General features: G+C 75.4%; 9 protein-coding genes. 3 read left to right on the forward strand and 6 right to left on the reverse strand.

The genetic code is table 11. From position 1 onward, the window contains the following. Positions 1-2: 2 nt before the first annotated feature. The 4 genes from atzF to OG823_RS27965 are packed head-to-tail and all read right to left on the reverse strand — an operon-like array spanning position 3 to position 6664. Entirely contained in the window at positions 3-1652 is a 1650-nt protein-coding gene (gene atzF / locus OG823_RS27950) for an allophanate hydrolase (protein ID WP_371482819.1), read from the reverse strand. Further along, on the reverse strand, positions 1649-5242 hold the full coding sequence (gene uca, locus OG823_RS27955; protein ID WP_371482821.1) for an urea carboxylase: 3594 nt from the start codon (positions 5240-5242) through the stop codon (positions 1649-1651). The genes atzF and uca overlap by 4 nt, the downstream gene beginning before the upstream one ends. A gap of 4 nt (positions 5243-5246) precedes the next feature. Then, positions 5247-5852: an urea amidolyase associated protein UAAP2 gene (locus OG823_RS27960; RefSeq protein WP_371482823.1), complete on the reverse strand. Its 606-nt coding sequence runs from the start codon at positions 5850-5852 to the stop codon at positions 5247-5249. Continuing rightward, entirely contained in the window at positions 5849-6664 is an 816-nt protein-coding gene (locus OG823_RS27965; RefSeq protein WP_371482825.1) for an urea amidolyase associated protein UAAP1, read from the reverse strand. The genes OG823_RS27960 and OG823_RS27965 overlap by 4 nt, the downstream gene beginning before the upstream one ends. A 136-nt stretch (positions 6665-6800) precedes the next feature. Here OG823_RS27965 and OG823_RS27970 point away from each other — a divergent pair, with 136 nt between their 5' ends. Beyond that, positions 6801-7478, forward strand: coding sequence for a TetR/AcrR family transcriptional regulator (locus tag OG823_RS27970; RefSeq protein WP_371482827.1), 678 nt, complete (start codon positions 6801-6803; stop codon positions 7476-7478). 91 nt (positions 7479-7569) lie between these two features. Here OG823_RS27970 and OG823_RS27975 read toward each other — a convergent pair whose 3' ends face one another. After that, positions 7570-9117, reverse strand: a complete 1548-nt coding sequence (locus OG823_RS27975) for an amino acid permease (protein WP_371482829.1) — start codon at positions 9115-9117, stop codon at positions 7570-7572. Between the two features lie 202 nt (positions 9118-9319). On the opposite strand from OG823_RS27975, the gene OG823_RS27980 reads away from it, so the two are divergent. After that, complete coding sequence (locus OG823_RS27980; protein WP_371484677.1) at positions 9320-10360, forward strand: nitronate monooxygenase; 1041 nt, start codon at positions 9320-9322, stop codon at positions 10358-10360. A 77-nt stretch (positions 10361-10437) separates the two neighbouring features. On the opposite strand, the gene OG823_RS27985 is transcribed toward OG823_RS27980, so the two are convergent. Continuing rightward, positions 10438-10887, reverse strand: coding sequence for a MerR family transcriptional regulator (locus OG823_RS27985; protein WP_371482830.1), 450 nt, complete (start codon positions 10885-10887; stop codon positions 10438-10440). Between the two features lie 238 nt (positions 10888-11125). On the opposite strand from OG823_RS27985, the gene OG823_RS27990 reads away from it, so the two are divergent. Further along, positions 11126-12097 (forward strand): aldo/keto reductase, encoded by a 972-nt coding sequence (locus OG823_RS27990; protein ID WP_371482831.1) that lies wholly within the window; start codon positions 11126-11128, stop codon positions 12095-12097. Positions 12098-12104 lie beyond the last annotated feature (7 nt).

Consider the following 12104-nt stretch of genomic DNA (forward strand, 5'->3'; position numbering starts at 1 on the left):
GGTCACCGCGGCGCGGCGAGGTAGGCCCGCCAACCGCCGTAGGCCGTGATGTCCTCGGCGCCGTCCAGGGCGGCCGGCTCGCAGAGGAAGCCCGCCACCCGGCTGCCGTCGGCGAGGCGGACACTGCCGAGGGCCATCGGTTCGGGCAGCCCGGCGGCCAGGGTGCCCAGGCCGGCGGCGGGGAGCTCCCAGACCTCGGCCTCCACCGAGGATCCGCCGGCCGCGACCCGGACCAGGCCGGGCTTGGCCGGAACGGTGTCCAGGGCGTACAGCCGGTAGTCGGGGGCGGTCCGGGTCACGGCGGCGGGTGTGGCGCCGAGGGCGAGCAGTTGGCCGTTCAGCGGCTGCCCGCAGAGATGTGCGCCGACCACCGCGACCCGTACCCGTGGGGGCTCCTCCAGCGACCGGGCGAGCGCGCCCAGCCGGCCTTCGGTGTGCGGGCGGCCGATCAGCATCACCCCGAAGGGCAGGCCCCGGACCTCCCCGGCGGGGACGGCGAGGGCGCACAGCCCGAGCAGATTGGTGGAGTTGGTGAACCGGCCGAGCCGGGAGTTGGCTCCGACCGGATCGGCGGCGACCTCGGCCAGGGTCGGGTGGCCCGGCGTGGTGGGCAGCAACAGCGCGTCCGCCTCGCCGAGTTCCGCCAGCGCGAGGGCGCGCAGGCGCTCCAGTTCGGCCAGGTCCCGGTGGAGCCGGTGGGCGGGGACGTCGCGCCCGGCGGTGATGATGGCGCGCACCACCTGGTCCAGATCGGCCGCGTCGGCGTGCTTGTCGATGAACTCGCCGACCGCGGCGTACCGTTCGGCCACGAAGGCGCCTTCGTACAGCATCCTCGCCACCGCGTCGAACGGGGCCGGGTCGATGCTCAGCAGTTCGGCGCCGGCCGCCGCGAGCCGCTCGGCGGCCGCGAGGTAGGCCCCGGCCCAGCCGTCGTCCAGTTCACCGAGCCGGTCGAGCGCGGGCACCGCGACCCGCCAGGGCCCCGGCCGGCGCGCCGCGGGGGTGGTGGGCAGCGGGTCGGCGACGACGCCGAACGCCTGCTCGGCGGCGGCGACGCTGCGGGCGAAGACGCTGACGCAGTCCAGGCTGCGGCAGGCGGGCACCACGCCGGTGGTGGGGACCACGCCCCTGGTGGGCTTGAGGCCGACGACGCCGTTGAACGCGGCCGGCACCCGGCCGGAGCCCGCGGTGTCCGTCCCCAGGGCCAGGTCGACGATGCCCAGCGCCACGGCGACGGCCGAGCCCGAACTCGAACCGCCCGAGACCCGGGTGGGGTCGACGGCGCCGCGCACCGCGCCGTACGGGCTGCGGGTGCCGACCAGGCCGGTCGCGAACTGGTCCATGTTGGTGGTGCCCAGCGGCACCGAGCCGGCCGCCCGCAGCCTGGCCACGGCGGGCGCGTCGGCCTGCGGCAGGTAGGCGTAGGAGGGGCAGCCGGCGGTGGTGGGCAGCCCGGCGACGTCGATGTTGCCCTTGACCGCGAACACCGTGCCGGCCAGCGGCAGGCGCTCCCCGGCGGCCAGGCGCCCGTCCACCGCCGCCGCCTCGGCCTCCACCTCGGCCTGCGGGCGCAGATCGATCCACACCTCGGGGCGGTCCGCCTGCGCGAGCCTGCGGTACGCCGCGCGCACCCGCTCGACCGCCGCCGTCATACCGTCACCCCCACCGTGACCGGGGCCAGCACGACCAGCGGCGAGCCGGCCTCCACCTGGTCACCGGGCTTCACCAGCAGGTCGGCGACCACGCCGTCCCGGTCGGCCACCACCGAGGACTCCATCTTCATCGCCTCCACAGCCATCAACTGCTGCCCCTTGCGGACCTGTTCGCCTGCGCGCACGTCCACCTTCCAGACGCACGCGGTGAACTGCGCCTCCACCACGGCCCCGCCGGGTGGCGCCGTGACCTGCCGCACCGGCCCCGGGGTGTCGGCGCCCGCGCTCTCGGCCCGGTCGAACTCGCCCGCCTCCTCCCAGGCCTGCCGTTCGGCGCCGAAGGCCGCGGCCTGCACCGCCCGGAAGTCCTCGATCGGACCGGCGTTCTCGGCCAGGAAGCGCAGGTGGTCGGCGAGCGCGAACTCGCCCTCCTCGATCCTGAGATCGAGCCGCCCGGCGGCCATGTCCGCGCGCATCTCCAAGAGTTCGTCCGCGGAGACCGGGTACCACTTGATCCGGTCGAAGAACCGCAGCAGCCAGGGAGCGCCCGGGGTGAAGGGCCCCCGCTGCTGCCAGCCGGACCACATCTGCACCGTCCGGCCGACGAACTGGTACCCGCCGGGCCCCTCCATGCCGTACACGCAGAGGTACGCGCCGCCGATGCCGACGGAGTTCTCGGCCGTCCAGGTGCGGGCCGGGTTGTACTTGGTGGTGACCAGCCGGTGCCGCGGGTCCAGCGGGGTGGCGACCGGTGCGCCGAGGTAGACGTCGCCGAGCCCCAGCACCAGGTACTCGGCGTTGAAGACCGTCCGGTGCACCTCGTCCACCGACCCCAGGCCGTTGATCCGGCGGATGAACTCGATGTTCCAGGGGCACCACGGCGCGTCGTCCCGTACCCCGGCGATGTAGCGGGCGATCGCCTCGCGGGTGGCCGGGTCGTCCCAGGAGAGCGGCAGATGGACGGTGCGGCTCGGTACCACCAGCTCGTCGGTGGGCGGCAGCGCGTCCTCGATCTCCCGGACCAGCGCCAGCAGTCGCGGGACGGACAGGACGTCCGGGTCGGTGTGCACCTGGAGTGAGCGGATGCCCGGGGTGAGGCCGAGCACGCCGGGCACCTGTGCGGCGTCCAGGTGGGCGGCGAGGGCGTGCACCCGCATCCGCAGGGCCAGGTCCAGCTGCATCGGACCGTACTCGACCAGCAGGTTGTCGTCCCCGCTGCGCCGGTACGTCACGCTCGGCCGGGCCGCCGTTCCCGGGAGCCGGGCGAGGATGCCGCCGTCGGTGATCGGTGCGCGGGAGGGCGCCGGCGTGCTGGCGGGTGAGCGGCGCAGCGCGGCGGCGGCCTCCAGGGTGACGGGCACGAAGCGCACGGTGTCACCGGGGCGGAGCTGGCCGAGCTTCCACCGCTCCGCGGTGACCACGGTGGCCGGGCAGACGAAGCCGCCGAGCGAGGGGCCGTCGGGGCCGAGCAGGACGGGCATGTCGCCGGTGTAGTCCACCGCCCCGACCGAGTACGGCGTGTCGTGGATGTTGGACGGGTGCAGCCCGGCCTCGCCGCCGTCGGTCCTGGCCCAGGCCGGCTTGGGCCCGACCAGCCGCACGCCCGTGCGGGCACTGTTGAAGTGCACCTTCCAGTCGGCGGCGTAGAACGCCTCGATGTCCGGTTCGGTGAAGAACTCGGGCGCGGCGTGCGGCCCTTCGGCGGCGGCCAGCTGCCAGGCGTGGGTGAACCCGGGCCGCTGCGCGGGCGCCACCGGCCCGGCGCCGGCGGGCGGTTCGCCGGCGCCGCCGTGCAGCACGTCGCCGACCCGCAGCGCCCGGCCGCCGTGGCCGCCGAACCGGCCGAGGGTGAACGTGGCCGCGCTGCCGAGGAACCGCGGGACGTCCAGGCCCCCGGCCAGCAGCAGATAGGTGCGCAGCCCCGGCCCGGCCGGTGCGGCGATGTCCAGCACTGCGCCGGCCGGCACCAGCACCGGCTCCCACTGCGGTACCGGGGCGTCGTCCACCGTGACCGCCGCGGGGGCGCCGGTGACGCAGATCCAGGTGGCGTGGGTGAAGCGCAGCGCGGGGCCCTGGAGCGTGCATTCCAGGCCCGGCAGGCCCTCGGGGTTGCCCAGGGCCCGGTTGCCGAGCCGGAAGGACAGGTCGTCCATCGGTCCGCAGGGCGGAACGCCGACGTGCCAGTAGCCGGTGCGGCCGGGCCAGTCCTGGACGGAGCTGAGCGTGCCGGCCCGCACCACCTCGATCCGCGGGGTGGGATCGGTGATGTCGGCCAGGGTGGCGGTGTGGTGGGCGGCGTCGCGGACGACGGCGACGGCCGGGATGGCCCGCAGCAGACCGAGGTTGGTCTCGATGCCCTCGATCCTGGTGCCCGCCAGGGCGGTCGACAGCGCGGCCAGGGCCTGCTCGCGGTCGGCGCCGTGCACGATGACCTTGGCGAGCATCGGGTCGTAGGAGGTGGTGACCTCGGTGCCGGTCTCGACCCAGGTGTCCACCCGCACGTCCTCGGGGAAGGTCACCTCGGTGAGCAGCCCGGCGCTGGGGCGGTGGTCGCGGCTGGGATCCTCGGCGTAGACCCGGGCCTCGACGGCGTGGCCGACGGCCGGCCCGGGCTCGCGGACGACGGCGGTGTCCCCCTGGGCGAGCCGCAGCATCCACTCGACCAGGTCGACGCCGTGCACCGCCTCGGTGACCGGGTGCTCCACCTGGAGGCGGGTGTTGACCTCCAGGAAGTAGGCCTCCTCGCGGGCGGCGTCGTAGACGAACTCGACGGTGCCGGCCGAGCGGTAGTCGACGCCGGCGCACAACGCGCGGGCGGAGTCGGCCAGTTGTCGGCGGACGTGGTCGGGCAGCCCCGGCGCCGGCGCCTCCTCCAGCACCTTCTGGTTGCGGCGCTGGAGCGAGCAGTCCCGGTCGCCGAGGGTCACGACCCGGCCGGCGCCGTCGCCGAACACCTGCACCTCGACGTGCCGGGCCCGCTCGACCAGCCGCTCCAGGAAGACACCGGCGGTGGCGAAGCTGGCGGCGGCGACCCGCTGCACCCGCTCCCAGGCGCCCGCGAGTTCGGCCGCCGAGTGGCAGGCCTGCATGCCGATGCCGCCGCCGCCGCCGGTGGCCTTGAGCATCACCGGGTAGCCGATCGTCGCGGCCGCCGCCAGCGCCTCCTCCAGACCGGGCAGCAGTCCGGTGCCGGGCAGCAGCGGGACGCCGGCCGCCTCGGCGGCGGCCCGCGCGGTGTGCTTGGCGCCGAACACCTCCAGCTGGCCCGGCGTCGGGCCGACGAAGGCCAGCCCGGCGGCCTCCACCCGGCGGGCGAAGTCGGCGTCCTCGGAGAGGAAGCCGTAGCCGGGGTGGACCGCGCCCGCTCCGCAGTCGAGCGCGGCCTGCAGGACGAGGTCGGCGCGCAGGTAGCTGTCCTTGGCGGGCGCCGGGCCCAGCCGCACCGCGTGGTCGGCGAGCCGTACGTGCGGCGCCGGGCGGTCCGGGTCGGAGTGGACCGCGACGGTGCGCAGGCCCAGCCGGCGCGCGGTGCGGATGATCCGGACGGCGATCTCGCCCCGGTTGGCGATCAGCAGCGTGTCGTAGGTCATCGGTTCAGCCCTCGCTGATCGTCAGCTGGATCGGCGTCGGGTCGAAGCCGTTGCAGGGGTTGTTGACCTGCGGGCAGTTGGAGACCAGGACCAGGACGTCCGTCTCGGCGCGCAGGACCACCCGCAGACCCGGGGCGGAGAGGCCGTCCACGATGCCGAGGGTGCCGTCGGGGTCGACCGGGACGTTCATGTACCAGTTGACGTTGCTCACCAGATCGCGCTTGCCGAGCCCCCAACGGGCGCCCTCCGCGAGGAAGTTCTCCACGCACGCGTGCTGGGACCAGGTGTGGTGCCCGTAGCGCAGCGTGTTGGACTCCTTGGAGCAGGCGCCGCCGATGGTGTCGTGCCGGCCGCAGTCGTCGGCGAGGACGGTCATCAGCGGGGTGTGCTCGTTGGAGAGCAGCACGCTGCCGCCGGTGAGGAACAGCGAGCCCTGGGCCTGCAGGGTGTCGGGCGCGCTGTACCGGACGGCGGTGTCGTGCGCGTCGTACACCAGGCAGTCGACGGCCTGGTTGCCGTGCAGGTCGGTGATGGTGAGCAGCTGCCCGCGGCGCACGACCGCGGACCAGCCGGCGCGGGCGGGCACGATCCGGTCGAGGACGATGCTCATGAGGTCTCCTTGGCCGGGGCGGTGAGGGCGGCGGTGTTGAGCAGGGCGCGCTCGCCCTCGGGGGTGGCCGCGAGCAGCGGGTCGCCGGGCGCCGCGGGCGCTCCGGGGGCGGCCCGGACGACCAGCGGGGTGCAGCGGTAGGCCGGGCGCGGGTCCAGCGGGTGGGCGGTGTTGGCGATCAGGACGGTGAGCGGCAGCTCGGCCCGCAGGGTGACCCGCGCCCCGGCGCCGGCCGCGCCGGTCGCGGTGAGCGCGCCGTCCTCCTCGGCCCGCACGCCCCGGAAGAACGAGAGGCTCGGCGGCAGGTCGCGCGGGGTGAGCCCGTGCTTGGCGGCGGCGAGCTTGAAGAGTTCGCGGCCGGCGGGGGAGGGGCCGTGGGCGGCGCCGTCGCCGTAGCGGGCCGTGTTGCGGGCGGCCGTGGAGGTGCCGGTCAGCGTGTCGTGCCGGCCGGAGGTGTCCTCGGTGAGGGTGGCGAGCACCCGGCCCTGGTCGGAGAGGAGCAGGCTGCCGGCCCGGAGGTAGGCGTTCCACTGCACCTTGACGGTGTCGGCGACGTTGAGGCGCTCCCAGCTCCGCCCGGTGACGTACAGCAGCAGGTGGGCGCAGGCGTCGCCGTCGCGGTCGGTGAGGGTGAGGCGGGCGCCGGCCGGGAGGACGAGGTGGGTGTAGTTGCCGCCGGCCACCGTCTCGTCCCACAGCAGCCCCTCGGACGGCGGGAGCCGGGGCATGCAGTCGACGACGGTGCCCTGCTGCGCCCTGGCGTGGGCGCGGGCGGCCACGGTGGTGGCCGTGGATGTGGCGGGGGTGGTCACGACGCCTCCTGGGCTGCTGCCGGTAATTTCGATCGCGTGACAGAAATTAGGGGCGGGCGGGGTCCGCGCCATTGCCCGGGTGTTTCACGGCAGTTACCGTCCCCTCACCGTCCGGCCGCTGTGCGAGGATCGAGCCGTGCCTGCCACCCGAGGAACCCCGTCACGCGTCGGCCGCCCGCGCGCCCAGGGGCCGTCCGACAGTGAACTGACGCCCCGTGCCGAGGTGCTGGCGGCGGCGGCCGAGCTCTTCACGGTCAACGGATACGCGGCCACCACGACCCGGGCGGTGGCCGAACGGGCCGGACTGCGGCAGGCCTCGCTCTACCACTACTTCGCCGGCAAGGAGGACATCCTCGCGAGCCTGCTGGAGAGCACCGTGCAGCCCTCGCTGTCCTTCGCCGGCGGCCTGCTGGCGCGAACGGCCCCCGAGGCGGCGGCCGGAGCCGGGCTCTGGGCGCTGGCCGCCTTCGACGCCGAACTGCTCTTCGGCGGCCTCTACAACCTCGGTGCGCTCTACCAGCTGCCGGAGGTGCGGGGCGAGCGGTTCGCACAGTTCCGCGGCTCCCGGGCCGGGTTGAAGGCGGCGTACGGAGCGCTGCTCGCCGCGCTCGACCCCTCGGAGGACCTCGCGCTGCGTACGGACCTGCTGCTCGGACTGGTCGAAGGCGGTGTCGCGGTGGCCCGCGAGACCGGCGGACGTGATGCCCGGACGGTGGGGGAGGCGGTGGCCGACAGCGCGCTGCGGCTGGCGGGCCGTACCGCCCGCCAGATCGCGGCCGCCCGGACCGGCGCCGCCGGGCTCCGGCCGGCCTGACGAGGACGGCGGGAGCCCGGCGGCGCCGGGGGTCGGACGGTCGGTGCGGCGGGCTTCCGTCCTCAGCCGCGTGCTCGGCGCACCGGCGCCGTCACCGCCGGCGCAGCCGGTAGGCCGCGCCCACCAGCAGCGCGGCGGCCAGGAACAGCACGCTGAACCACTGCAGGTACCAGTGCCCGCCCGCCGGGTCGTAGACGGCGGCGCGCGGCCAGGCCAGGTTGACGGTCATCGCCACGCCGTAGATGAGGGCCAGGACGTTCACCGGCAGGCCCCAGCGGCCCAGGCTGAACAGCGGCTCGCCGTGCTCGTCCAGCTCGACCGGCTCGGCCGACGGGTCGCCGGCGCCGTCCCCGTCGCCCGCGGCGCCGATCGGCAGCCCGCGCAGGCGGCGGCGCAGCATGGCCCCGACCACCAGGGCGTACGCGGTGTACACCAGCACGATGCAGGTGGTCTCCAGCGCCAGGAAGGCCGACGGCGCCAGCAGGTTGACCAGCAGGAAACCGACCGCCAGTACGCCCACCACCAGCGCGGGCAGGTGCGGGGTGCCGCTGCGCCGGGAGACCGCGGCGAGTCGGGCGGAGAACGGGAGGACGCCGTCCCTGGCCATCGAGAACAGCATCCGGGCGCCGGCGGTCTGCATCGCCAGGGTTCCGACGCAGACCGCCACCGCGACGTCGGCGAGCAGCAGGCGGCCGACGCCGTCGCCGAGCGTGCTGGTCAGGACGTAGGACATGCCCTCGGAGGCGAGCCGGCCGTCGCTGAGGCTGGGCGCCGCGAGCAGGGCGCCGAGCATCAGGAGCCCGCCGCCGACCCCCGCGGCGGTGAGCGCCCCGAGGATCGTCCGGGGGGCGGTGCGGCGGGGGGCGACGGTCTCCTCGGACATCTCACCGGCGCTGTCGAAGCCGATCATGACGTACGCGGCGGTGAACGAGCCCACCAGGAAGGCCCAGAGGTACCCGCTCTGCCCGCCGGTGTGCAGGGTGACGGTGGGAGTGCGCTCACTGTGCGTGAGGAGCAGGACGACGATGAGCACGATGCCGGTGATCTCGGCGGTCACGCCGACACTGTTGATCACCGACATCAGGCGGATGCCCACCACGTTCACCAGGGTGGTGAGGGCGATCAGCGCGGCGCCCAGCAGCACGGCGTTCCGCGCGCCGGTCCGGGTGGTCAGCGCCGGGTCGCCGCCGACCAGTTGGAACCCGGACCAGACGGCGGGCAGGACCACCTGGAGGGCCAGTGCGGCGGCGGTGACCACCACGATCTGGCCGATCACCATCAGCCAGCCGGTGAACCAGCCGTAGGTGGCGTTGCCCAGCCGGGACGCCCACTGGTAGATGGAGCCGGATATCGGGTACCGCGCGGCGAGTTCGGCGAAGCAGCCGGCGACCAGCAGCTGGCCGCCGAGGACCAGCGGCCAGCTCCAGAGGAACGCGGGCCCGGCGAAGCCGTAGCCGAAGGAGAACAGCTGGAACACGGTGGTCAGGACGGAGATGAACGAGAAGCCGGCCGCGAAGGAGGCGAACCGGCCCATCGTGCGGTGCAGTTGCTGGGGGTAGCCGAACCCGCTGAGCGAGTGGTCGCCCGCTGCGGGCACGGCGGTGGTGTCGGGCGGTGCGAGGGAAGGGCTGGTGGTCATGGGGCACCGGCTTTCCACGGGAGCGGGAAGGGGCTGCCGCGCAGTTTCTGTCGGCTGACAGAAATGTGAGGGTCGGCGGCTTCCCCCGCGTTGCCCGTCGATTGCCGGGATGTTGCCTTGTGCTCACCGGCGGCCCCGCCCGCCGCGGGGTTAGGCTGGCCGGGTACGACCGACCGGCGGTGGAGGGAAGTACGCGGTGCCGATGCCGACCGGGTTCGAGTGGCCCGCCGTACCGATCCTCGCGGCGCCGATGGCCGGCGGGGCGTCGACCCCCGAACTGGTGGCCGCGGTCGGCGCGGTGGGCGGGCTGGGCTTTCTCGCCGCCGGCTACCTCGGCGCGGGCGCCGTCCTCGAACGGGTCTCCCGACTGAGGGAGCTGTCGGACCGTCCGTTCGGCGTCAACCTCTTCGTCCCGTCCGCCTCCCCGGTCGACGACGCCGACACGGAGGCGGTCGCCCGCTACCGGGAGCGGCTGCTGCCGGAGGCGGAGCGCCTCGGTGTCGGGCTGCCGTCGGTGATCCCGCCCGACCGCGACGACTGGGACGCCAAGATCGCGGCGCTGCTCGCCCACCCCGTCCCGCTGGTGTCGTACACCTTCGGCCTGCCCGCACCCGAGGAGGCCCGCGCGCTGCGCGCCGCCGGGACGGTGCAGATCGGCACCGTGACCACGGTGGACGAGGCCCGGCTCGCCGTCGCGGCGGGCATGGACGCGCTCTGCGTGCAGGGCCCCGACGCGGGCGGCCACCGCGCCACCTTCCGGGTCGCCGACCCGCCGGGGCGGGAGCCGCTGGCCGACCTGCTGGCCGGGATCCGGGCTGTCACCGGCCTCCCGCTGATCGCCGCGGGCGGCCTCGCGGACGGCCGGGCCGTCGCGGCGGCGCTGCACGCGGGGGCGGTCGCCGTCCAACTCGGCACGGCCTACCTGCGCGCGCGGGAGTCGGGCGCCCCGGCCGTCCACCGCGCGGCCCTGGTGGACCGGCACTTCACCGAGACGGTGGTCACCAGGGCCTTCACCGGTCGCCCCGCCCGCGCCCTGCGCAACGCGTTCACCGACGGGCACGAGCGTCACGCGCCGGCCGTGTACCCCGAGGTCCACCACCTCACCCGGCCGCTGCGGGCGGCCGCCGCGAAGCGCGGGGACGCCGAGGCCGTTCACCTGTGGGCGGGCACGGGCCACCGGCTCGCCCGCGCCGCTCCGGCGGCGGAGATCACCCGCGAGCTGTGGCGTACGGCCCGGGGCTGAGCGGCCTGCGGGGTGGCGGCGGCGAACCCGTACCGCGCCGCCCCGAACGGCCCGGCCGCCCGGGCGGGCGGTCGTCCTCAGTCCCGCGCCGGGTCCGCGCCGCCCAGCGCCGCGCGGTAGTGCCCGATCTTCCGGTGGATCAGCTCCTGCTGGAGGCGCAGGTGCGCGATCTGCGCCTCCACCTGGGCGTCGTGCCGCTCCAGAGCGGTCAGCCGGGCGCCGACGGTGGCCTCACCGGCCCGCACGAGTTCGGCGAAGCGGAGCATGTCGGCGATCGGCATGCCGGTGTCGCGCAGGCAGCGCAGCACGGCGAGCCACTCCAGGTCGTGCGGGGTGAAGCGGCGGTGCCCGGTGCGTGAGCGCCCGACCGTGCCCAGCAGGCCGATCCGCTCGTAGTAGCGCAGGGTGTCCAGGCTGAAGCCGGACCGTTCGACGGCCTGCGCCGGCGTCAGCAGGGCGGTGGCTGTGCCGGTGGCTGTGCCGGTGCCGGTGCCGATAGCGGTGGCGGTGGCGGTTGCTGGGCTCATGCGGGCGATGATGCCAGCGCCGGCCGGATGTGGCGACGTGGGGCGTGGTGACGTGGGGCGTGGTGGCACACGGTGTGGCGACATGGGGCGTGGCGAGGCGCCGGGGTGGGCCGAGGCCGGCGTGGTGGGCGGCGCCGCGCTCCGCCCGGTCCGGGCCCGCCGGCCGGCGGTTGACCTGGAGTGCGCTCCAGCTGACAGGGTTCCTGACGCAGCGTCGAGCCACCACCACGGAGGAACCATGCGCTACCGCACCCTCGGCCGTCTCGCCGACGGCACTCCCGGCCCCCGGGTCAGCGCGCTCTGCCTGGGCGCCCTCCCGTTCGGCAGCACGGTCGGCCCGGCGGCCTCGTACGCCGTCCTGGACCGTTTCGTCGAGCGCGGGGGCACCTTCGTCGACACCGCGAACTGCTACAGCTTCTGGGTCGACGGCGCGAGCGGCGACGAGAGCGAGCTGCTGCTCGGCCGCTGGCTGGCCGAGCGCGGCACCCGGGACGACCTGGTGCTCTCCACCAAGGTCGGTGCCCATCCGGCCGGGCCCGGGCCGTGGCCGGAGAGCGCCGAGGGGCTGGCCGCCGAGGTGGTCCGCCGGGGCGTCGAGGGCAGCCTCGAGCGGCTGGGCACCGACCGGGTCGAGCTGCTCTACGGCCATCTCGACGACCGGGCCACGCCGCTGGAGGAGACGGTCGACGCGTTCGGCGCGCTGGTCCGGGACGGGATCGCGGGTCAGGTCGGTATCAGCAACCAGCTGACCTGGCGGCTGGAGCGCTCGCGCGCTCTCGCCCGGGCGCGCGGTGTGGCCGGCTACACCTGCATCCAGCAGCGGCACAGCTACCTGCGCCCGGCGGCCGGGACCGACTTCGGCACCCAGCAGCACGTCACCCCCGAACTGCTGGACTACGCCCGCGCCGAGCCGGATCTCACCCTGCTCGCCTACACCCCCCTGCTCTCCGGCGCCTACACCGACCCGGCCAAGCCGCTCCTGCCGCAGTACCGGCACGCCGGGGCGGCCGCCCAGCTCGCGGTTCTGCGGGAGGTGGCGGCCGAGACCGCCGCCACCGCCGGGCAGGTGGTGCTGGCCTGGCTGATGGGCGGGGAGCTCCCGGTGCTGCCGGTCATCGGCGCCAGCTCGGTGGCCCAGCTGGACGAGTCGCTGGACGCGGTGGAGCTGGAGCTGACACCGGAGCAGCGACAGCGGCTCGACGAGGCCTGACGGGCCG

The organism is Kitasatospora sp. NBC_00315, assembly GCF_041435095.1.
GTDB lineage: Bacteria > Actinomycetota > Actinomycetes > Streptomycetales > Streptomycetaceae > Kitasatospora.